Here is a 19,572-nt window from a genome sequence, read left to right on the forward strand (position 1 = left end):
GCCGGCCCACCCAGCCGGGCGCGGATCCCCGACGGATTGGTAACCCCCCCCATGAGGCACTCCCGCACGTTTGCCGTGACCACCGCGCTGGGCCTGGCCCTCGCCGGCTTCGGCGCCATCCCCGCCACCGCGGCCACCCCCACCTCGGCGGCTCCCACCTCGGCCGCGCACTACACCGCCGCGGGCAAGCACTCCGCCGCGAACGACCAGGCGTTCTACGACGCGGTCATGAAGTCGGTCGCCAAGAAGCGCGCCGCCAACCCGCTCGCGGCCGCCGTGACCGTGACGTACAGCACCGCCGACGCCCCCAGCTTCACCTCTCAGATATCGCAGGCCGCACAGATCTGGAACTCCTCCGTCCAGAACGTCCGCCTCGCCGAGAGCAACTCCGGTGCGGACTTCCAGTACCGGGAGGGCGACGACCCGCAGAACGGTTCGTACGCCTCGACCGACGGGCACGGCAACGGCTACATCTTCCTGGACTACGGCCAGAACCAGCAGTACTACTCGGTGCGGGTCGTCGCGCACGAGACCGGGCACGTGCTCGGGCTTCCCGACCACTACTCGGGGCCGTGCAGCGAGCTCATGTCCGGCGGCGGGCCCGGCACGTCGTGCCGCAACGCGTACCCGAACAGCACGGAGAAGTCCCGTGTGAACAGCCTGTGGGCCAACGGGCTCGCCTCGGCGGTCAAGCCGGCCGCGTAGGCCTCTGGCAGCATGGGGGGATGCCCAGCGTCTCTCCCCGTCGTTCTTGCCCGTCCTGCGGCCGTGCCGTTGCCGTGGTGGCGGGCAAGTTCGTGCGCCACGATCCGCGTACGCGGGAGTTGTCCGGCGAGCTGACGCTCTGCCCGGGCTCGAAGCGCCGGGCCCCCGCGGACGCTTCCCAACGAACCCTGGACGGGTTCGAACTCCCCGCGTTCCCGGGCCAGTTGCCCCTCTTCTGAAGCGTTGCCCCGCTGGGCGTGCGGCTCCTTCGGTCTGCGGACCGTGGGTGGCTGCTCGCGCCCACGCGGCGGAGCCGCACAATGTCACAGCCCCGCGCCCCTGGCAGGGTCGGTGCTGGCCCGCACCAGGCATTTCAGCCTGCCCCAGGGCTAGGGGGTGGGGGACGCGATGGCTCGGGCCGCACGTACCTCCTGTCTCAGTGGGGCCAGCACGGACTCCTCGTCCCCCGAGAGATCCGCCCGCACCTCCACCAGCGTCACGCTCTCCCGCAACCCCTCCGCCAGCTCCCGCAGCTCGGCAGCGATCTCCGTGACCTCGCCCGCCGCCGGCGCGTCCGCGCCGTGGTTCACCCGCACCCGCGCCGCGGTGGTCGCGTCCACGATCCGCTCGACCGCGACGACCAGCGGCCACCACGCCGCGGCCCGGGCGCCCATCGGCGGCGGCTCCGTCAGCGCCCGCTGGAATTCGCTCCGTACCGTCGACAGGTCGCGGTAGAGGCGGCGCCGGTGCCGGACCCGTTCGGCCCGGTCGTCCCCGGCGGAGAACGCGTACTCCACGTACTCCGCGGTCGCCGCCACCGCGTCCGCGAGCCGGGTGCCGATCCGGGTGTGCCAGCTCTCGGGCCACAGCAGATAGCCCGCGACCAGCGCGATCGCGCAGCCGATGAGGCTGTCCCACAGGCGGGGCAGGACCAGGTTGAAGCCCTGGTGGTTGAGGACGTCCGAGAGGAGGAGGATCACCGGGGTGATGGCCGCGGTCTGGAAGGCGTACCCCTTCGCGGAGAAGGCGGGGATCAGCGCCGCGAGCAGCATCATCACCGGCACGTCCCACCAGCCGCGCGACACCTCCGCGAGGACGGCCGCCGCGATGACGAGCCCGCCCGCCGTGCCGACCGCCCGCATCAGGGCGCGTGCGAAGACCGAGCCGAAGTCGGGCTTGAGGACGAAGACGATGGTCAGCGCGACCCAGTACGAGCGCTCCACCGGGACCACCGAGACAAGGGCCTGGGCGAGCCCGATGCACAGGGCGAGGCGGAGTCCGTAGCGCCAGGAGGCGCCGGAGAGCAGGACGTTGCGGGCCGCGCGGCGGAAGCGGATGCGCAGGGCGGCGGGGCGGCCGAGGCGGTCGTCGATGTTGGAGTGGTCGACGTCCGGGTTGTGCACGACGGCGAAGGCGTGGCGCAGCGCGGTGTCCAGGGCCCGCTCGGCCGGCGTCGCGGGCGCGGGCAGATCCGGTTCGACCGCGCCGGTGCGGCCCTCCTCGATCGCGTCCGCCAACTGCCGTACGGCGGTGGGGATCGCGGAGTCCACGCCCCAGCCGCGCAGGTGCACGGCGGGTGCCGCCTCGACGATCGGGATGACGACGTTGAGCTGGGCGAGGAGGCGCACCAGCTCCTCGCGGCGGCCGTGTTCGCGCGCCCGGCGGGCGAGCACCAGGTCGTAGGCGGTGTTGAGGGACTGGGTGACGTCCTGGCGTCTGGTGTCGTACGCGTCGGTCGTGGCGGCCTCGATCGCTTCGGCGACCGCGCGATAGGTCCCGGCGACGGCGGCCCGTTCGGGTTCGGTACGCCGCAGCGGCCAGCCGAGCAGGCTCAGGAGCAGCACGAACAGGCCGCCGAGGCTGAGCAGCAGCGGCGCCTTCCACCAAGGGCCCGGCATGGGCAGGCCCGCGCCGACGACGGCGTTCAGGAGGAGCAGCAGCCCGGAGACGGAGGCGACCGCGCCGATCGTGGAGATCATCCCGGAGGCCAGCGCCACGAGCGTAAGGGCGGCGACAGCGAGCCAGCCGTGCCCGAAGACGAGGCTGCCCACGGTCACGCCGAGCGCGCCGAACAGCTGCGGCACGGCGATGTTGAAGATCCGCATCCGGTACGCGTCGGCGGTGTCGCCGATGACCCCGCTGAGCGCGCCCATGGAGGCGAGTGCGCCGTACGCGCTCTGCCCGGTCGCCATGCCCACGGCCAGCGGCGCGGCCATCGCGATCGCGGCGCGGGCGACGGCCGGCCAGGGGATGGGGGTGGGGGCGGGCCGCAGCCCCCCGATGAGCCATTCCGGCGGCGAGAGCCGCCCCTGCCGTGCGCCGTCCCCCGCCCGCTTCTGATCAGCCATGACCACACGACACCGTAAAAAGATCACTTGGTGCAAACGGGGCGGCCAACGAAACCGTAAATGTTGTCCACAGCCTGTGGATAATTTTTTCGAATTCGACCATCTCGATGTGCCGCCGCTTCCGGATCATCCACGAAACCGTCGTCCCTCTCGGCTCCTACGATCCTGACCCGCCGGGACGGGGCCCGCATGTCGGCGCCACAGCCGTCCAGGCCGATGTGTCAGCCGCCGTACAGGCTGAGCCCCACGAGCAGCGCGCGGTGGTCGGTGCCGCGCAGTTTCAGGAAGCGCGCGGACGTCGCCTTGAAGGCGTCGCCGTTCACCAGGACGTGGTCGATCTGGGTGCGCAGCGGGGTGGTGCGGTCGGCGGGCCAGGACCAGGTGTGCGACTGCCCGGTGAGCCGGGCGCTGTCGTGCAGGGCGCCCTCGTCGAGCACCGAGCGGAACAGGGCGTGGTCCTGGGTGGCGTTGAAGTCCCCGGCCAGGATGACCGGCTGCCCCTTCGTCGACTTCGCGAACTCCCTTGTCCTGCCCAGCTCTTGACGCCATTTGCCGTCGTCGCCGGGCAGCGGAGGCGAGGGGTGTGCGAGCTGGAGCCGTACGTCCCGGCCGCCGATGGTGACCACCGCGCCGGGCATCGCCATCACCGACTCGATGGGCTCGGCCGGCTTCAGCGGAAACCGGCTCAGGATCGCCGATCCGGCGGAACCGTCCTCGCGTACGACATCGCGGTACGGGTAGTCGGCCTTCGGCAGGTCCCGGGCGAGCGCGTCGGAGCAGCGGAAGCTGCACTCCTCGACGAACACGAGGTCGGGCTTCTCGCGCAGAGCCGTGGCGATCAGATCGTCCGTCGCCCAGCCGAACTCGGTGTTGGACGTGAGGACTTTGAACTCCGCCAGGATCGGGCCCTTCGGCGTGGTCGTGTCGGCGCCGTACGGCTGGGTGTACCAGCCGGTGACCGCGAGGACCGCGACGCCCCAGACCATGCCGGTGCGCCACCGCCCGAGCGCCGCCAGCGCGAGCCCCGCGCCGCCGGGCACGAGCAGCCAGGGCAGGAAGGCGAGGGCCTGCGGCACGGGCGTGACCCCGTCCGAGTCGGCGGCCCGGCACCCCACCACCACACTGACCCCGGCAAGCAGGAGCGCCCCGGCCAGCGCGGACACCACCCGCCAGGGATGCCCGCGCCGTACCTCCGAAGCCGCCGTCGAGGCCGGCACGGTCGTGGTGCCCGAGGTGTCCAAGGCGGTCTGCCTCCCGCTAGCTGGTCACAGCGCTCGCATCCTCCCTCAAAGACGGGCCCCCGCCCGGCACGGTTGCTCAAGCCTTTGCCCGCGCCGCCACCCGGTCGAGGAGGCCGTGGAGGGCTGCGTTGAAGACGGCGGGCTGCTCCAGATTGGGCATGTGGGCGGCCGACTCGACGACGGTCAGGGTCGAGACGGCCGGGTTCGAGACGCTCGGGGTCGAGACGCTCGGGTTAGAAGCGGTGCCGATCGCCGCGTGCATCGCTTCCGCGTCCGCGACCGGGGTGTACGTGTCGTCCCGGCCCACGACCACCAGGGTGGGGACGTCGATGGCCGTCAACAGGGCCCGGTAGTCCGGGCGTTGGGCCCGGCCGCGCAGGGCCGCCGCCGCGCCCTCGGGCTGAGTGGAGGTCATCATGCGGTGCACGTGGGCCCGTACGGCCTCGTCCGCGTACGGCGCGACCATCTTGTCCAGAACCTCGTCCGCGAAGCCCTTCATGCCTTCGCGCACCAGCCGGTCGGCCATCGCGTTGCGGGCGGCTCTGCCCTCGGGGGACTCGGCGGCGGGGAAGGTGTCGGCGAGGACGAGCCCGCTGATCCGCTCGGGGAAGAGCCGGTAGCACTCCATGACGATCTGGCCGCCCATGGAGAGCCCGCCGAGCGTGAACCGCTCGATGCCGAGCGCGTCCGCGAGCGCCCGGACGTCCTCGGCGAAGTCGGAGAGCAGCGTGGTGCCGGTTCCGGGGACGACGGGTGCGCTGCCGTAGCCGCGCAGGTCGGGGGCGACGACCCGGTGCGTACGGGAGAACTCCGCGAGCTGCGGGGCCCACATGGTGCGGTCGAAAGGGTGGCCGTGGACGAGCAGCAGGGCGTCGCCCGTGCCCTCGTCGGTGTAGGTGCGGGACATGGTGAGGAGGCTAGGTGTGGGCAACTCGTCGGTGCAATAGTCTCTTTGCTCTCGGTGCAATCGAGGCTTTAGGCGGTGACGCCTTACACAGGTGACGCCTTACGCGGGTGAAGGAGGCGGGGCGTGGACTATCGCAGGGTGGCCGACGAGGTCGCGGGGGAGATCGAGTCCGGGGCGCTCAGGCCGGGCGACCGGCTGCCGACCCAGCGGGCCTTCGCGCGCCGCCGCCGCATCGCCGTCTCCACCGCGATCCGGGTGTACGGGGAACTCGGCCGCCGGGGCCTGGTGGTGGGGGAGGTCGGGCGCGGCACGTTCGTACGGGCCGCCCCGCCGCACCCCGGCTCGGTCCTCGCGGAGGACAGTGGGCGTACGCCGGTGAACCTGGAGCTCAACTACCCGGTGGTGGAAGGTCAGTCGGAGCTGATGGCGAGGTCGCTCGGGGGTCTGCTGCGGCCGGACGTCCTCACCGGGGCCACCCGCCCGGCGGCCGCCGACGGCACGGCGCAGGCCCGCGAGGCCGCGGCGGGGCTGCTGGCCCGCCCGGGCTGGCGGCCGCACCCCGACCGCGTCCTCTTCGCCGGGAACGGCCGCCAGGCGATTGCCGCCGCGCTGTCCGCACTGGTCCGCCCGGGTGCCCGGCTGGGCGTGGAAGAGCTGACGTATCCGCTGGTCAAGGCGGTGGCCGAACAACTCGGCATCGCCCTGGTGCCGCTGGCCATGGACGCCCAGGGCGTGCTCCCGCAGGCGCTCGCGGCGGCCCATCGCCGCACCCCGCTGTCCGCGGTCTACCTCCAGCCCACCCTGCACAATCCCCTCACCCTGACGATGGGCGGGGAGCGGAGGGCGCAACTGGCCGATGTGTTGCGGGAGTTGGGGCTGCCCGCGATCGAGGACACGACGTGGGCGTTCCTGGCGCCGGCCCTGGGTGGGCCGCAGGGCGCGGCTCCGGGTGCCTCGGAGGGTGGTGCCCCCGGCCCCGCGGCTCCGGGCGTCTCGCGGGGCGGCGCCCCCGGCTCCCCGAGCGACAGCGCCCCGCGCGGCGCCACCCCGGGCGCCTCCACCGACCCCACCCCGCCACCCCTGGCCGCATACGCCCCCACCCACACCATCCTCATCGACAGCCTCTCCAAGCGGCTCGCCCCCGGCCTGACCACGGGCTTCCTCGTGGCGCCACAACCCCACGCCGACGCGCTCGCGCGGGCTCTGCGCTCCGGGGCCTGGACGGCGGGCCGGTTCAATCTGGAGGCGGCCGTGCGGTGGGCCGGGGACGGGACCGTCGAGGCGGTCGGCGCGGCCAAGCGGGCCGACGCGGCCGCCCGGCACGAGCTGGTGCGGGCGTACCTCGGCGGCTTCCGGGTGCGCAGCGCCCCGGCCGCGTACTACTGCTGGTGGGAGCTGCCCGCACCGTGGCGGGCCGAGACGTTCGCGGCGGCCGCGGCCGAGCGGCTCGGGGTCGCGGTGACGCCGGGGACCGCGTTCGCGGTGGGCGGCCGGGTGCCGGACGCGGTCAGGATCGGTCTGGCGACCCCGCCCGTACCGGTCCTGGCCGGGGCCCTTCGGCGGCTGGCCGCCCTCGCCGCCACAGCCGGCCCGTGAGCCAGGCCCCGAGCGCGAGCGCGAGCCCGAACGCGAGGACGGCCCACGCCGCCGTGCTGAGGAAGTCGGTGAGCGCGTCGTAGACCGCGCCCGCCGCCGACGGGTCGGAGTCCGCGGGAAGCCCGTCCAGCGTGAGCGACCTGCCGATGGCGACCAGGACGTGCAGGACCGCCGCACCCACGGCAAGACCGATCCCCACCCCGATGAGGGCGCGCCGGCGGCGCACCGCGACGAGCACCGCCCCGCCCGCCGCCGCCAGACAGAGGACCGCCGCCCACCCGCCGATGCGTTGGAGCCACCGGAAGACGGTGCGGACCGGCCCGAGTTTCGTCGACTCGACGACGGTCAGGTCGGTGTGTTCCACGGGAATCTCGTTCGCGAACGGCACGCCCTGTGCCTCCAGTCCGGTCTTGATCTGCTGGATCGCCGGGGCCAGATCGATGCGTACGTCGTTGCCGCCGCCGTTGTGGGTGAGGGCGGAGACGACGCTCGCGTGGGCGGCCCGGTTGGCGGTGTTCCACACGCCCTGGAAGGCGGAGGTGGTGGTGAAGGACCGCACGGCCCCGCCGATCAGCGAGGCCACCGAGGCCTGGAGTGGCCCCGCGTCGATGTTCTGCGTGATCGCGTCGGTGACCTTGGCGGCCACCTCGCCGCGCACGGCTTCGTTCCCGGCGAGCGGGGCCATGGCGGCGACGTACCGGTCACTGTCGCCGATCTCCGCCTTCGCCCAGGCGGCGATCGCGCCGAGCGGGACGAGGACGGCCGCGAGCACGATCAGCACCGCCGACAGGAAGCTGCGCACCCGTCCACGAAATCCCGGGTTGCCCATCGGCGCGCGCGGGTGTGGGCTATATGGGGGACGCACACACGCCCCGGGCAAGCGGAAGGAGTGCTGCCATGGCCGCACACGCTTCGGTACCCGCCACGAGCCACCGCACGGCTCACCATCTGAGCAGGGCCGTCCTCGCCGTCCCCGTCGTCCTGGGGGTGGCCTACGGGTTGTACACCTTCGCCAACCAGCGCGGCGGCGGCGCGATCACCGGCGGCCAGATCGCCCTCGGCATCGTGTCCGGTCTAGCCGTGATGGGCCTGGGCATCGGCCTCCTCAGCATCCAGTCCGCCCTGCCCCGCGAGCTCCGCGCGGGGGCGTACGGCACGCTGTTCGGCGCCGCGATGGGCTTCCTGTACAGCCTGTCCGACCACAGCGTGCTGAAGTCGTCGGGCATGGGGGCGATCTTCGGCGGCGCGATGTTCCTGGTGTCGTTCTACGTGTTCTACACACACGAGGACTGACCACTCGCCGGTCCCATCGGCCCCGGGCCACCTCCCCCGTACCCTGGAACGCGGCGGTACGGGACGAAGGAGGTGGCCGGTGGCCGACAGCGAGAAGGGCCAGGAGCGCAGCATCGCCCTGCGCGCGGGCTTCTACATCTTCGGCACCCATGTCTTCGCCGGCTTCGTGTGGCTGCTGTTCTATGTGGGAAGCCACGCCCACAAGTAGCCTGGCAGCCCCTCCTGCGCCGACAAAAACTAGTCCCCGCAGGGGAGTTCGGGATTCCGAATCTGCTGTTAACCTCCCGGCTACTCGCATGCTGGGCCCGAGCCGGGCGGCTTCTCTATCCTCGCGCGGCATGCACGCGCGGCTTCGCGTACCCCGCATGCCTCCCACGCATGAGGCGGAGTACTTGTGGCAGAGAACAGGCACGGCCGGCGGAGCACGCTGCTGCGGCGGGTGTTAACCACGGCGCTGACGTCCGCACTCGCACTCGGCGCCCTCGGTACGACGGGCGCCGAGGCCAGCCCCGGACCTCACCCGGCCATCGAGACCGACCAGTGGGGCGCGCCGTACGCGCTCACCGACGGTACGACGATCCAGACGCTGATCGACACCCGAACGGCCAAGGACGGCACGGTGGTCGCCCTCTGGTCCAGACTCGCGGCCGACCGCTCGCAGCGCGATCTCCTGGTGGCGGTGCGTCCGGCGGGGATCACCAAGTGGGGGCCGGTGCGCACCCTGGCGAGCTCCACGTACGACACGTCCTCGCCCGTCGACGCGCACCTCCTGGCGGCGCCGGACGGCTCGGTCACCGTCGCCTGGGTCGACGTGGCCGCCGCCGGATCGGTGCTGCGCACCTCGGTGCTGCCCGCCGGGGCCACGTCCTGGTCGGCCCCGGTGCAGATAGCCACGGCCGACCGCATCCAGGACATCCAGCTCGCGGGCACCCCCTCGGGCCGCACCGTCGTGGTGTGGGCACACAGCGTCGACCCGCAGTACGAGGTGTACGCGGCCGAGCGCACCGGGGCGGGCGGTGCCTGGTCGGCGCCGGCCCGGCTCGACGCCACGGGCGCCGGGGCGCAGGACGCGTACCCCCAGGTCGCGGTGGCCGCCGACGGCTCGGTGTCGGTGGTGTGGACGGAGTACGGGGCCACGGGCGCGGCCTTCAAATCGGCCGAGCAGGCCGCGTCGACCGCCACCTGGAGCGCCCCGCACGACACGTTCCCCACCCCGGTCCCGGCGGCCGAGGCCAGGCTGGCGGCCGGCCCGGGCGGAGCCCTCGCGATGACGTGGCTCGCGAACGGAGCCCTCAACTACGCGCAGAGACCGGCCGCGAGCAGCCCCTGGGGGCCCGTCGAGAGCGCGGCGAGCACCGACAGCTTCGGCGACGCCGTGCCGGCCCCGCTCACCGGTCCCGACGGCGCCGTCACCCTCGTCTGGTCCGACTACCAGTCCGGTACGGACGGCTTCTACATCCGCACCTCGACCCGGGCCGCCGCCACCGGCACCTGGTCCCCGGTGCAGACCCTGTCGACGCAGTACGCGGGCATGACGCCGTTCGGCGCGGACATCACGGCCGACGGCACCGTGCACGCCGGGTGGAGCCAGCCCGCCGACGACGGCAACTCCGACCGCTTCGTGGTGGCCTCCCGCATGGCCGGCGCCTGGAGCACGCCCAAAGAGCTCAGCGCCAACACGACCGGATACGCGCGGGGCGGCATATCCGTGGGTGGTCCCGACAACCGCCCGACCGCCCTGTGGGAGGACCCCACCGGCACCTCCACCACCCGCCTGATGACCGCCACGACCGCCCCGGGCCCCGCCACCTGGCGCGACTACAACGGCGACGGCCGGGGCGACCTCCTCGCCCTCACCCCCGGCGGCACCCTCACCATCCGCACCGGCAACGGCAGCGGCGACGTCACCCCCGGCCCCTCCGCGCCGGGCTGGCCGACCACCTCCCGCTACGTCCCGGCGGGCGACCTCACCAACGACGGCAACAACGAGCTCCTCGTACGCGACGCCTCCGGGCAGCTCACCCGCTACGACGGCGCCGCGAACAAGGCCTTCGCGCCCGGCGGCCCGCACCTCGCGCTCGGCGCCGGCTGGAACGCGTACGACCAGCTCACCGTCCCCGGCGACCTGACCGGCGACAGCCGCCCCGACCTGCTGGCCCGCACCCCCTCCGGTGATCTGTACATGTACGTCGACAACGGCGCGGGCCGCTTCAAGGACCCCGTCAAGATCGGCTTCGGCTGGGGGATCTACAACACGGTCATCGGCGCCGGTGACCTGAACGGCGACGGCTTCGGCGACCTGCTCGCGCGGGACACGTCCGGGGTGCTGTGGCGCTACGACGGCAACGGCAAGGGCACCTTCGCCGACCGGGTCCGCCTCGGCGCGGGCTGGGGGATCTACAACGCGCTCGCCGGCGTCGGCGACATCACGGGCGACGGCAAGGCGGACCTGGTGGCCCGCGACACCGACGGCGTCCTGTGGCGCTACCCCGGCAACGGCGCCGGCGCGTACACCGACCGCGTACGGATAGGCGGCGGCTGGCAGACGTACCAGAGCCTGTACTGACCCTGAGCCCCGCGCGGCGCGTGCCCGAAGACCCTGGGCACGCGCCGTTCCGCCGGGCTACAGTGAACCCATGTCGTCCGCGTCGCAGTGCCGTACTCACCTCTGCTGGTGGCGCTCCTCCTAGGAGCGGCCACGACTCACACGCGCGACATCGTCAGCGGGCCGTTCATCACTGGACGGCCCTTTTTGTTGCCCTCGCTGGATCCCGCAGTGGGCGCCGTCCAGGCCCGCCCCACCCCACTGCCCACGAGGAGCCCAAGATGACCACCCTGACCACCACCCCGAACACCACCACCCCCACCGCCCAGGACCGCATCCTGACGGGCGACCGCCCCACCGGCCCCCTGCACCTGGGCCACTACTTCGGCACGCTCCAGAACCGGGTCCGCCTGCAGAACGAGGGCGTGGACCTCTTCCTGGTGATCCCGGACTACCAGGTCCTGACCGACAGAGACGTGGCGGAGCGCCTGACCGAGAACGTGGAGGACGTGGTCCTCGACTATCTCGGCGCGGGCGTCGACCCGACCCGGGCAACAATCTTCACCCACAGCGCGATCCCGGCCCTGAACCAACTCCTGCTCCCCTTCCTGAGCCTGATTTCGGTGGCCGAGCTGAGCCGCAACCCCACGGTGAAGGACGAGATCGCGCACTCCCGCCAGGCGGCCGTCTCGGGCCTGATGTACACCTACCCCGCCCACCAGGCCGCCGACATCCTGTTCTGCAAGGCGAACCTGGTCCCGGTCGGCAAGGACCAGGTGCCGCACCTCGAACTGACCCGCACGATCGCGCGCCGCTTCAACGAGCGGTACGGCCCGGTCTTCCCCGAACCGCGCACCCTCCTCTCCGAGGCCCCGCTCCTGCTCGGCACGGACGGCACGAAGATGAGCAAGAGCCGCGCCAACTCCATTGCTCTGAAGGCGAGTTCGGACGAAACGGCCCGCCTGGTCCGAGCCGCGAAAACGGACCCGATCCGCACGATCTCGTACGACCCGGAGACCCGCCCCGAAGTGAGCAACCTCGTCCTCCTCGCCGCCCTGTGCCAGGGCCGCGACCCGCACGAGGTGGCCTCCGAAATCGGCGACGGAGGCTCGGCCGCCCTGAAGGCGACGGTGACGGAATCCGTCAACACCCACTTCGCCCCCCTGCGGGCCCGCCGCGCCGAGTACGCCCAAGACATGTGCTACGTAAGGAAGTTGATCGGCGAGGGCAACGAGCGGGCGAACGCGATCGCCGAGGTCACCCTGGACGAGGTGAGGGAGGCGATGGGAACGTTCCGGATGGCGGCGTAGGCGCCCCGCCTATCCAGGGGCGCGGGGCTGCGTCCGTGCGGCTCCGCTGCGCAACGCTGGGCAGCCATCCAGGGGCGCGGGGAACTGCGCGACCGGCCACCGACGGCCCGCAGTCGAAGCACAGGACGCGGGAGCTCCTACGCGCGCAGCCACCCCTCACTCCGGGCCGTCTCCGCCGCCGTCCGCAGCAGCCGGGCGACGGCGGGGCGGCGGGCCCGCCCCCGGGTCAGGAGGTGGAGCTCGATCGTCGAAGCCGGGTGCAGCGGCCGCCACACCAGGGTGCCGGGAAGCCCGTCCACCGCCGACTCCCCCAGGACGGACACCGCCTCACCCCGCGCCACCGGAGTGTGCGCCGCGTCGAACGACAGCTGCCGCAACAGGAGTTGAGGTGAAACCCCCGCCCCCGCGAAGATCGCCAGAATCGCGTCGAAGTGCCCCGGGTTCGCCTCACGCGGGTGAACCAGGAGCCGTTCGCCGGCCAGCGAGGCCACCTCGACCGAATCCCGGGCGGCCAGCGCATGCGACGCCGGGAGCAGCACCCCCTGCGGTTCGAGGCGTACGACGGTGCGGACCAGCTCCGGGGTCGGGGGCGGGCACCTGACAAGGCCCGCGTCGAGCGTGCCGTCGGTCACCCCGGACACGATGTCGGCGGTGGGCATCAGGCGGGTGGTCACGGCGAGCTGGGGGTGGGCAGAGGCGAGCGCCGCCAGCAGAGCGGGCGCGGTGCCGTACCCCGTGCTGGTGCTGTACCCCAGCGTCAGCGCGTCCCGCTCCGACTCGGCGAAGCCGCGTACGTCACGCCACAGCCGGTCGGCCTCCTCGCAGAGCTCCGTGCCGCGCTCCATCAACAGGCGCCCCGCGTCGGTCGGTTCGACGGAGTGCGTCGTGCGGTCCAGGAGGCGTACCCCCAGCTCCTGTTCCAGTTGGCGGATCTGGCGGCTGAGCGCGGGCTGGGCGATGTGCAGGCGTTCGGCGGCGCGCGTGAAGTTCCGCTCCTCGGCGACGGCCAGGAAGTAGCGCAGGCGGCGGAGTTCGGACATGCCGAGCAGCTTACGACCGTGGATGAACAGCCGTTATGCCGGTACGGCATGGGCCGGTCCCTAACAGGTCTTTCCCTCAGCGCAAGCCCCCTTCCTAGTGTTCAGGTGTCGGAACGAGACACCCCGGACGCACCCAGGACGCCCCCCCCCGGGCGCCCTGCCGAAACCCACCCCGAGGAGCAGGAAATGACCACCGCTGCCGCCGCCCCCGTGAAGACCCCCGCCGGCGCCTCCGCGAACGTCACCGAAGCCAGCCGCGCCGTGATCCTCAACTACATGGACACCCTCACCACCGGCGACTTCGACGCCCTGCGCGAGTTCTTCGCGCCGGACGCCACCTGGACGCTCGCCGGTGACCTGCCCCTGTCGCGGACCTGGGTCGGACCCAGCGCGATCCTCGACGAGTTCATCCCGGCGATGGTGTCGCGGCTGGACCCGGAATCGCTTGAGCTCGAATTCGAGGGTGTCATCGCCGACGGCGAGCGGGTCTTCGCCGAGTGGAACACCCGGGCCATCGCGAAGTCGGGCCTGCCCTACGACCAGCACTGCCTGGCCGTCTTCACCGTCCGGGACGGGCGGATCGCCGAGGTGCGCGAGTACTTCGACACCTTGCACGCCAAGAACGTCGTCTTCGTCTGAGCCCCACCCGCCCCTGAGAGCCCGAGTCCCCCGAGAGGAAAGCGTCATGAAGGCCCTACTGCCCGGCTCCCCCGGCGACGCCGACAAGCCCGTCATCCTAGGCGAGGCACCCGAACCCACCCCCGCCGACGACGAGTTGGTGGTTTGCGTCGAGGCGTATTCGGTCAACCGGGGCGAGACGTTCCAGCTCGACGGGCAGCTCGACCGGACGTGGCCGGGCTGGCGGCCAGGCAAGGACGTGGCCGGTACGGTCGTACGCCCCGCCGCCGACGGGAGCGGCCCCGCCGTGGGCACCCGGGTGGTGGCGCACCCGCCCGCGTTCGGCTGGGCCGAGCGGGTCGCGGTGGCGAGCGCGAGTGTCGCCGAACTCCCCGACAGCGTCGATGCCGTGACCGCCGCGGCTCTGCCGCTCGCGGGCATCACCGCACTGCGGCTGCTCCGCGCGGCGGGCTCCGTCGCCGGCCGCCGCATCCTGATCACCGGCGCGAGCGGTGGCGTCGGCCACTATGTCACCGAGCTCGCCGCGTCCTGCGGCGCGGCCGTCACCGCTGTGGCCGCGACCCCTGAACGAGGGGCCCGGTTGGTCGAGTTGGGCGCCGCCGAGCTCGTCACGTCCGTCGCCGCGGCCGAGGGCCCGTACGACATCGTCCTCGAATCGGTCGGCGGCGACTCCCTCCCCGCCGCTCTCGCCCGGCTCGCCCCCGGCGGGCTGCTCGTGTGGTTCGGCCAGGCCGGCCGCACCCCCGTGACGCTCGACTTCTTCGACTTCTTCAAGGGCCCGAACCAGGCCCGCCTCGCTCACTTCGACTACACCTCCTCCGACACGTCGTACGGCCGCGACCTCGCCGCGCTCGTCCGCCTGGTCGAAGCCGGGCGGCTGCACCCCGAGATCGGTTCGGTCCGCGACTGGTCCCGCACGTCCGAGGTCATCGCCGACCTGCGGGCCCGCAAGGTGCGCGGAAATGCCGTACTCACCTTGTCCTGAACGGTATTCGAGCGGCCGCCGCGGCGGCTCCCCCGCGTGGGGGAGACGGATGGTCCGCTCGGGGGATGGAACGGGCCGTGCCGTGCGAGAACCTGAAAGGGCACGGGGGAGCGGACGGGGGAGTGGCGGCGACGGTGGCCCATGGGGCCGGCTCGCCGCCACTCGCACCCCACACCTCCCGCACTCCGACGTGGTCCGAGAGGGGAGACGAGTTGAGTAATTACCGTCAGGCAGCCGGGGCGCCTCGAAAGGCACTTTCCTAGACTGGGCTTTCCTGGAACGGGCGCTATGGACCCGGACTCGACGGACGGGGTGGCGATGGCTGAACAGCGCAGGCGGGGCGGGCGTGCCCAGTGGTTGCTGCTTCCGATTGCCGCGCTGATCGGCTGGGGATGCGTACACGCCGGGCTGCTGGGCTCCGATTCGGGAGGCCCGGCGCGTACACCGTCGCCCGGAGCGTCCTCGTCCGCGAAGCCGTCGGCGACTCCGTCGGCGCCGAGCGGTTCGTACGACCCGGCCGACTACGCACCCCAGGTCCGCAAGTACGCCAAGAAGGCGGACATCAGCGCGCAGCTCCTGATGGCGATCCTCTACAACGAGGACTACAAGCCGCACGACGCGGCCTTCGAGCGGAGCTGGCAGAAGTACAAGCCGGACGCGGCCTTCGGCATCGCGAACATGCACCGGGCCGCGTTCGACCAGACGAAGCGGGGGCGGGACTTCGCGTCCCGGAAATGGGAGGAGCTGCCGGACGACCGCGCGCTCGCGGTGGAGGCGGCGGCCTGGTACCTGCACGACATGTCCGCCGAGCTCCCCGCGCACTGGGCGGGCTCGTACACCAGGGAGGAGCTGATGGCGCTCGGGTACAACGCGGGCGGCGGCAACATGGCGGCGTTCGCGCGGGGCGCGAAGATGGGCAGCCAGGCGTCGGACTACCTGACGCGGCTGCGGGACAACTGGAAGAAGGCCGGGTCGGCGGTCGCGGGTTAGACATCTGACCGCAGGGGCCCTAACCCGGCGGCACGTCCCCCGTGCACAGCATTTTGTGGTTGACCTCCGCGCACGCCTCGGCCTCCTGCGGGTCGGGGGCCACCAGCATCGGGCTCTCGGTGTCGGCGCCGGTGGAGCTGTTGCGGACCTCGGACCAGATGGTGTCGCAGGACGGGCTGTAGCGGAGCTTCACCGCGTACGAGGCCGTGGTCAGGGCGCTCTGCGTGCGGGCGTCGGTGCGGCAGGGGGAGGTGGAGGGGGCGTCGCCCTGGCAGCTCGCACCCTGGCAGGCGGTCGGCGCGGGGGCGGCCGGGCTCGCCTCGTGCGGGTGCGGGAGGGCGGCCCAGGCGGCGCTTCCGACCAGCGCGAGCGCTGCGGCGGCGGTGATCGTACGGCGGTGGGGGCGGCGAGCGGGCGGGTCTTCGGGCAGCTCCGGCTGTGACGGGGCCGTGGGCTCGGGAGGTCGTACCGAGCGGTCCCAGAGTTCGAGGAGTCGCGCGTGGTGCTCGGCGCCGCCGAGGGCGCCGAAGGCGTCGACCGCGTCACGCGGCGGGAAGTTGTCCCCGTTGAGATAGCGGTGCCAGGCGGATTTGCTGTACGCGGTGCGGGTGGCCAGGCCGGCCAGGCTCAGGCCCGAGGTCTGTTTGAGATGCCTCAACTCCTCGATGAGGAGCCGGAGTTCTGGTCGGGTCGACTCGGGCAACTGTCGCCACTGGGTCACGCGGGCCCTCCCAAAAGTCCACAACATCCTGTTCCGGGGGCATCTGTACCCCAGAGGGGCCGGAGTCAAGCTCCGGCCCCGCGGGCGAACGGGCGATGGAGTGGATCGGGCCCTGACCGCCAGTCCCCGATGGTCAGGGCCCGACCGTCAGATCCCGGTGCTCAGCACCACGGCAGGGAGGACCGGGCCGGGACCCGTACGTAGTGGGCGGAGACGTAGCGGCCGTGGTGGCCGGCCAGGCGGTACCAGACATGGTTGCCGTGCACCGAGGTGCCGTTCTTCTTGCAGGTCAGGTACACCTTGTGGCCCGAGCGCAGGGTGCCGGTGGTCCGGTAGGAGGTGCCGGCGCCGGAGCGGACGTGGAGCGGGCGGCCGTATCCGGTGACCACCACACCACGGGCGTGGATCCTGTGGTGGTGGTAGGCGGTGGCGACGCTCGCCTTCGCCGGGGCGGCCGACGCGGCCGTGGGGGTCGCGGCCATCGCGGTGGCCGGGAACAGGGCGAGCAGGGCGGCGACGGCGACGACGCCGCTACGCACGGTGCTTCGGTTCATGTGTGTCTCTCCAAGGTGCGGGGTCCCCGAGTAAGTGACCCTGTGTCAGCAAATGTGTCCGGGGAGCGACGCCGGAATTCGTCCCAGCCGTGCCTGGGACGAATAGGGACGGGGCTGCTGGGGCCCGGCCCGGCACGGCGGGCGAGTACCGGCGCTCGCCGTGCCCGCGTTCACTCGCGTGGCGGAACGCCTGGGCCTCACTTAGCGTGAGGAAGGGCGATCGCCGACCGGCTGCTTTTCGCCGCGAAGCCGGTTGCTGTGCTCCGCGAAGGAGGCGGTCACGGGAGGCTCCGCGAAGGAGGCGGCCACAGGAGATCGCGGCCACAGGAGATCACCGAGGAGACCGGCACATGGGCCGTCACACCAAGGACTCTGTCGAGGTAGGACGTGCCGAGCGCATAGCGGCCGCGTCCGACCAGTTGTCAACGGCCGGACAGTCCGGGCAGTCGCCCCCGCTGCCCAACCCGCCCCCGGCCGTCGCGTACGCCGGTGAAGGTGTGCCGCCGCCCCAGGCCCCGCACACCGGGGCCAAGCACGAGCACCGCTGGCTCGTCCTCGGCGTGATCGCGCTCGCCCAGCTCATGGTCGTCCTCGACGCGACCATCGTGAACATCGCGCTGCCCTCCGCGCAGCGCGATCTCGGCTTCACCGACGGAAACCGCCAGTGGATCGTCACGGCGTACGCCCTCGCCTTCGGCTCGCTCCTGCTGCTGGGCGGACGGATCGCCGACCTCGTCGGACGCAAGGTCGTCTTCCTGACCGGCCTCGTCGGCTTCGCGCTGGCTTCCGCGATCGGCGGCGCCGCACCCAACTTCGAGGTCCTGGTCACCGCCCGCGCACTGCAGGGCGTGTTCGGCGCGCTGCTCGCCCCGGCCGCCCTCTCGCTGCTCACGACGACGTTCACCGATCCGAAGGAACGCGCCAAGGCGTTCGGCATCTACGGCGCGGTCGCGGGTACGGGCGGCGCGGTGGGACTGCTGCTCGGCGGAGTGCTCACCGAGTACCTCGACTGGCGCTGGTGCCTGTACGTCAACCTCCTCTTCGCGGCCCTCGCCTTCCTCGGCGCGTTGCGCCTGCTGCACCCGGGCGCCCCGCAGGACCGCCCGAAGCTGGACATCCCCGGCACGGTCCTCGTCTCGGCCGGCCTGTTCTGCATCGTGTACGGCTTCTCCAACGCGGAGACGCACGCGTGGAGCTCGGTGCAGACCTGGGGATTCCTGGCCGTCGGCGGAGTACTGCTCGCGACGTTCGCGGGATGGCAGACGAGAGCGAAGCACCCCCTGCTCCCCCTCCGCGTCGTACTGGACCGGGACCGGGGAGCCTCCTACCTGGCCATGTTCATCTCGGGCGCGGGCATGTTCGGCGTGTTCCTGTTCCTGACGTACTACCTCCAGCAGATCCTGCGGTACTCCCCGGTCAAGACCGGGCTCGCCTTCCTGCCGATGGTGTTCGCGATGATCGTGAGCTCGGTCATCGCGCAGAACAAGCTGGTCCCCAGGCTGGGCGCGAAGCCGATCGTGCCGCTGGGCATGGGGCTCGGCGCGGCCGGACTCGCGTGGATGACGGCCCTCGACGCGACGAGCGGATACGCCGGGCACGTACTGCCCCCGCTGCTCGTGATGGGCGTCGGCATGGGCCTGATCTTCGCCCCCGCGATGAGCATGGCCACGGCGGGGGTGGCCGCACACGACGCGGGCGTCGCCTCGGCGATGGTCAACACCAGCCAGCAGGTGGGCGGTTCGATCGGCACGGCGCTGCTCAATACGCTGGCGACGAGCGCGGCCACGAACTACTTGGTGGGCCGCGAGCCCACCCCTGCGGCGAGGGTCCAGGCCCAGCTGCACAGTTACTCGACCGCGTACTGGTGGTCGGCGGCGTTCTTCGCGCTGGGCTTGGTGGTGTCGGTAGCCCTGTACCGAAAGGGCCCGCCACGGACGGCGGTGGGACCGGCGGAGGGGCCGGTGCATATGTGAGCGGTGGGGGTGTGGGGGTCACTCACATATGGGTGGCTCACATGTGAGTGACCCACATGTGCTGCCGATGACATTTGTCCTGCGGCAGTCGGGATTCTTCGCTCTGCCGCGGGGCCCCTCACCACCGGGAGTATCAGTGGTGTCGGCAAGGGGCCGGCGGCACTGGGAAAAGGGTGAGGGGAACGCCATGAGCGCCACGGTTGCGATGGGGATGCCGGTTCAGGTCAGCGCCGAGGTTGAGGCGCCGGTTCAGGTCGACGCTCAGGGGGCCGCCGCCGAGGGCGTCACTCTCAAGGGGCTGCCGAACTGGTACTTCCCGCTCGTCGGTCTCTTCGCGGGGATCTTCGACATCGCCCGTGCCTACCCGATCCTCTACGCGCTGATCCCGGTCGTCGCCATCGTCCAGATCGTGCTGGCGTTCACGGTCCTCAAGGCCCGGATCCGGTACATGAAGTCGCTGTGGAAGAACAAGCGGACCCGGTTCCTGGCGCTTGGTCTGCTGGCCGTGCGGTTTGTCATCCGGTACGGGCTGGGTGTGGCCGGTCTCGCGCTCGGGGCGGCCACCGGCCAGCTCACGCTCGGCATCGTGATGGCGGTCATCGGTACGGCGATGGCCTGGGGCGACCAGTGGCTCATCCTGCGCACCCTCAAGCACGCCCAGGCCGCCCAGGCCGCTCAGGTCACCCACCTCAAGACCATCTGACCCCGCCCCCAGGGCTACTTCC

19 protein-coding genes are annotated in these 19,572 nt (G+C 72.2%); 12 read left to right on the forward strand and 7 right to left on the reverse strand.

Going from position 1 to position 19,572, the window contains the following annotated elements; translation table 11 throughout:
- Positions 1-51: 51 nt before the first annotated feature.
- Entirely contained in the window at positions 52-705 is a 654-nt protein-coding gene (gene snpA / locus OHA17_RS20790) for a snapalysin (RefSeq protein ID WP_406507833.1), read from the forward strand.
- A gap of 77 nt (positions 706-782) precedes the next feature.
- Complete coding sequence (locus OHA17_RS20795; RefSeq protein WP_406507834.1) at positions 783-944, forward strand: hypothetical protein; 162 nt, start codon at positions 783-785, stop codon at positions 942-944.
- Between the two features lie 150 nt (positions 945-1,094).
- Here the strand turns inward: OHA17_RS20795 and OHA17_RS20800 are convergent, their stop codons facing one another.
- The 3 genes from OHA17_RS20800 to OHA17_RS20810 form a co-directional block, all read right to left on the reverse strand.
- The gene (locus OHA17_RS20800; RefSeq protein WP_406507835.1) at positions 1,095-3,053 is read right to left on the reverse strand and encodes an FUSC family protein; all 1,959 of its coding nucleotides are present in this window, start codon (positions 3,051-3,053) and stop codon (positions 1,095-1,097) included.
- Between the two features lie 221 nt (positions 3,054-3,274).
- Entirely contained in the window at positions 3,275-4,294 is a 1,020-nt protein-coding gene (locus tag OHA17_RS20805) for an endonuclease/exonuclease/phosphatase family protein (RefSeq protein WP_406507836.1), read from the reverse strand.
- A 76-nt stretch (positions 4,295-4,370) separates the two neighbouring features.
- Positions 4,371-5,201: an alpha/beta fold hydrolase gene (locus OHA17_RS20810; protein ID WP_406507837.1), complete on the reverse strand. Its 831-nt coding sequence runs from the start codon at positions 5,199-5,201 to the stop codon at positions 4,371-4,373.
- Between the two features lie 123 nt (positions 5,202-5,324).
- Here OHA17_RS20810 and OHA17_RS20815 point away from each other — a divergent pair, with 123 nt between their 5' ends.
- Positions 5,325-6,797, forward strand: a complete 1,473-nt coding sequence (locus OHA17_RS20815; RefSeq protein ID WP_406507838.1) for a PLP-dependent aminotransferase family protein — start codon at positions 5,325-5,327, stop codon at positions 6,795-6,797.
- On the opposite strand, the gene OHA17_RS20820 is transcribed toward OHA17_RS20815, so the two are convergent.
- The gene (locus OHA17_RS20820) at positions 6,709-7,599 is read right to left on the reverse strand and encodes a hypothetical protein (RefSeq protein ID WP_406507839.1); all 891 of its coding nucleotides are present in this window, start codon (positions 7,597-7,599) and stop codon (positions 6,709-6,711) included. The two genes, OHA17_RS20815 and OHA17_RS20820, sit on opposite strands and share 89 nt — an antisense overlap.
- 95 nt (positions 7,600-7,694) lie before the next feature.
- On the opposite strand from OHA17_RS20820, the gene OHA17_RS20825 reads away from it, so the two are divergent.
- The 4 genes from OHA17_RS20825 to trpS all read left to right on the forward strand — a co-directional run bounded on the left by OHA17_RS20825 (position 7,695) and on the right by trpS (position 11,945).
- A complete protein-coding gene (locus OHA17_RS20825; protein ID WP_406507840.1) occupies positions 7,695-8,090 on the forward strand; it encodes a hypothetical protein in 396 nt (131 codons plus the stop codon).
- Positions 8,091-8,169: 79 nt separating this feature from the next.
- Positions 8,170-8,298 (forward strand): DUF6126 family protein, encoded by a 129-nt coding sequence (locus OHA17_RS20830; protein ID WP_398874606.1) that lies wholly within the window; start codon positions 8,170-8,172, stop codon positions 8,296-8,298.
- A 231-nt stretch (positions 8,299-8,529) separates the two neighbouring features.
- On the forward strand, positions 8,530-10,656 hold the full coding sequence (locus OHA17_RS20835; protein ID WP_406507841.1) for an FG-GAP-like repeat-containing protein: 2,127 nt from the start codon (positions 8,530-8,532) through the stop codon (positions 10,654-10,656).
- A 260-nt stretch (positions 10,657-10,916) separates the two neighbouring features.
- The gene (gene trpS / locus OHA17_RS20840) at positions 10,917-11,945 is read left to right on the forward strand and encodes a tryptophan--tRNA ligase (RefSeq protein WP_406507842.1); all 1,029 of its coding nucleotides are present in this window, start codon (positions 10,917-10,919) and stop codon (positions 11,943-11,945) included.
- A gap of 137 nt (positions 11,946-12,082) precedes the next feature.
- Here the strand turns inward: trpS and OHA17_RS20845 are convergent, their stop codons facing one another.
- Positions 12,083-12,985, reverse strand: a complete 903-nt coding sequence (locus OHA17_RS20845; protein WP_406507843.1) for a LysR family transcriptional regulator — start codon at positions 12,983-12,985, stop codon at positions 12,083-12,085.
- A gap of 186 nt (positions 12,986-13,171) precedes the next feature.
- Between OHA17_RS20845 and OHA17_RS20850 the strand changes: the two genes are divergently transcribed.
- The 3 genes from OHA17_RS20850 to OHA17_RS20860 all read left to right on the forward strand — a co-directional run bounded on the left by OHA17_RS20850 (position 13,172) and on the right by OHA17_RS20860 (position 15,599).
- The gene (locus OHA17_RS20850) at positions 13,172-13,624 is read left to right on the forward strand and encodes a nuclear transport factor 2 family protein (protein ID WP_406507844.1); all 453 of its coding nucleotides are present in this window, start codon (positions 13,172-13,174) and stop codon (positions 13,622-13,624) included.
- Between the two features lie 46 nt (positions 13,625-13,670).
- Positions 13,671-14,609, forward strand: coding sequence for a zinc-binding dehydrogenase (locus OHA17_RS20855; protein ID WP_406507845.1), 939 nt, complete (start codon positions 13,671-13,673; stop codon positions 14,607-14,609).
- A 288-nt stretch (positions 14,610-14,897) separates the two neighbouring features.
- Positions 14,898-15,599 (forward strand): transglycosylase SLT domain-containing protein, encoded by a 702-nt coding sequence (locus OHA17_RS20860; protein WP_406507846.1) that lies wholly within the window; start codon positions 14,898-14,900, stop codon positions 15,597-15,599.
- A gap of 19 nt (positions 15,600-15,618) precedes the next feature.
- Here OHA17_RS20860 and OHA17_RS20865 read toward each other — a convergent pair whose 3' ends face one another.
- Both OHA17_RS20865 and OHA17_RS20870 read right to left on the reverse strand, forming a co-directional pair.
- Positions 15,619-16,320: a DUF2690 domain-containing protein gene (locus OHA17_RS20865; RefSeq protein WP_406507847.1), complete on the reverse strand. Its 702-nt coding sequence runs from the start codon at positions 16,318-16,320 to the stop codon at positions 15,619-15,621.
- 161 nt (positions 16,321-16,481) lie between these two features.
- Entirely contained in the window at positions 16,482-16,874 is a 393-nt protein-coding gene (locus OHA17_RS20870) for an SH3 domain-containing protein (protein ID WP_406507848.1), read from the reverse strand.
- A gap of 350 nt (positions 16,875-17,224) precedes the next feature.
- On the opposite strand from OHA17_RS20870, the gene OHA17_RS20875 reads away from it, so the two are divergent.
- Together OHA17_RS20875 and OHA17_RS20880 are read left to right on the forward strand one after the other, a co-directional pair.
- On the forward strand, positions 17,225-18,847 hold the full coding sequence (locus tag OHA17_RS20875) for an MFS transporter (protein WP_406507849.1): 1,623 nt from the start codon (positions 17,225-17,227) through the stop codon (positions 18,845-18,847).
- A gap of 187 nt (positions 18,848-19,034) precedes the next feature.
- Positions 19,035-19,550, forward strand: coding sequence for a hypothetical protein (locus OHA17_RS20880; protein ID WP_406507850.1), 516 nt, complete (start codon positions 19,035-19,037; stop codon positions 19,548-19,550).
- Positions 19,551-19,572 lie beyond the last annotated feature (22 nt).

Source organism: Streptomyces sp. NBC_00212, assembly GCF_045206365.1.
GTDB lineage: Bacteria > Actinomycetota > Actinomycetes > Streptomycetales > Streptomycetaceae > Streptomyces.